Genomic DNA, 1,685 nt, shown 5'->3' with positions numbered 1-1,685 from the left:
CTGGATCAGCACCGAACACCTCGCCGACTGGATCGCCACCCGCGGCTACGCCACCAGCTGACCCACACCACCGCACCAGCGAAGGGCCGGACCCCACGAGGGTCCAGCCCTTCGGGCACATCCGCCCCAGGCCGCACCGAGCACAGCAGGGCACCACGGACTGGTACACAGGTCCGTTGGAGCCGATGCCGCGTCAGCGCCCAAGAAGTCAGCGGCCCAGGGGGTCAGCCGACCAGGGGCTCAGCCGCCGGAGTCGTCCATCTCGGCGCCCTCGGGGACGGCGTCGTCGTCCCGGCTGGCCAACCAACCCTCCGGCAGGAACACCTTGCCCGGGGAGTTGGTGCGCCCCCGCGGCTGGCCCAGGGCGGTCACCGGGAACGGCTCCGCCGGATCGAGCTTGCCGAGCAGGTCGTCGAGCTGGGCCAGGCTTTCGATCATCGCCAGCGAGCGGCGCAGCTCGCCGCCGACCGGGAAGCCCTTGAGGTACCAGGCGACGTGCTTGCGGAAGTCGGTGCACCCGTCCCGCTCGCCCCGGGCCGGGCTGCGGGCACCGGCCACGAACTGGTCCACAAGCAGCTCGGCGTGCCGGCGCATGGTCACCGCCACCTCGCCGAGGGTGGGCAGCCGCCGCTGCGGACGACCGTCGAAGGCGGCTTCCAGGTCGGCGAAGAGCCACGGGCGCCCCAGGCAGCCACGCCCCACGACCACGCCGTCGACACCGGTGTGCGCGACCATCCGCAGCGCGTCGTCGGCCTCCCAGATGTCGCCGTTGCCGAGCACCGGCACGTCGAGGGACTGCTTCAGGGTGGCGATCGCGTCCCAGTCGGCGGTGCCCGAGTAGCGTTGCGCGGCCGTCCGCCCGTGCAGGGCCACCGCGGCCACGCCGGCCTCCTGGGCGGCGAGCCCGGCTTCGACGTACGTCAGGTGGTCGTCGTCGATGCCCTTGCGCATCTTGACCGTGACCGGCACCCCGGCCGGCGACGCGGCGTCCACCGCGGCCCGCACCAGCCGCGCGAAGAGCCGGCGTCGCCACGGCAGCGCCGCGCCGCCACCACGCCGGGTGACCTTGGGTACGGGGCAGCCGAAGTTGAGGTCGATGTGGTCGGCCAGGTCGCGTTCCACAACGATCCGCACGGCGGCGGCGGTGATCTCCGGATCGGTGCCGTAGAGCTGGAGGCTGCGCGGCTTCTCGTCGTCGCCGAACGCGATCATGCGCAGCGTCTTCGGGTTCCGCTCGACAAGCGCCCGAGTGGTGATCATCTCGCAGACGTAGATGCCGCCGCCCTGCTCCCGGCAGAGCCGGCGGAAACCGACGTTGGTGATCCCGGCCATCGGCGCGAGCACCACCGGCGGCCACACCTGGTAGCCACCGAGGGTCAACGGGCGTCCGGGCGCCACCGCGACATCACTCACCCGGCAAGTATACGGAGGGGTTCCTCCCCCTATGCCCGCCGCGGGGCGGGCGCTCGGGTCAGGGCCCGGAGGCGACCCGAGCGGGCCCAGGGCCTGTGTCAAAGCCCCTGGCCGGCCTGCGGCGGGCCCAGACGACGACCGGCCTCCGCCTCGGCTCGACCGAGGACTTTGACACAGGCCCTAGGTTCTGTCTCGTAGATCTTGGTGGTCGGGGACGGCGCGTAGCCAGTCAAGGGTTTCGACCAGGTCGAGGGTGGCCTGGAAGTGGGTAG

General features: G+C 72.3%; 1 protein-coding gene. It reads right to left on the bottom strand.

All coding sequences use genetic code 11. The features are described 5' to 3' along the window. Positions 1-240 precede the first annotated feature (240 nt). Complete coding sequence (dusB, locus tag AB0A95_RS34660) at positions 241-1,413, bottom strand: tRNA dihydrouridine synthase DusB (protein WP_357559984.1); 1,173 nt, start codon at positions 1,411-1,413, stop codon at positions 241-243. Positions 1,414-1,685: the final 272 nt, after the last annotated feature.

The sequence above is a fragment of the Micromonospora sp. NPDC049230 genome, assembly GCF_040647875.1.
Lineage (GTDB): Bacteria > Actinomycetota > Actinomycetes > Mycobacteriales > Micromonosporaceae > Micromonospora.
Note: the sequence above shows the minus strand (reverse complement) of the source record. Positions and strands in the feature narration are given on the sequence as shown.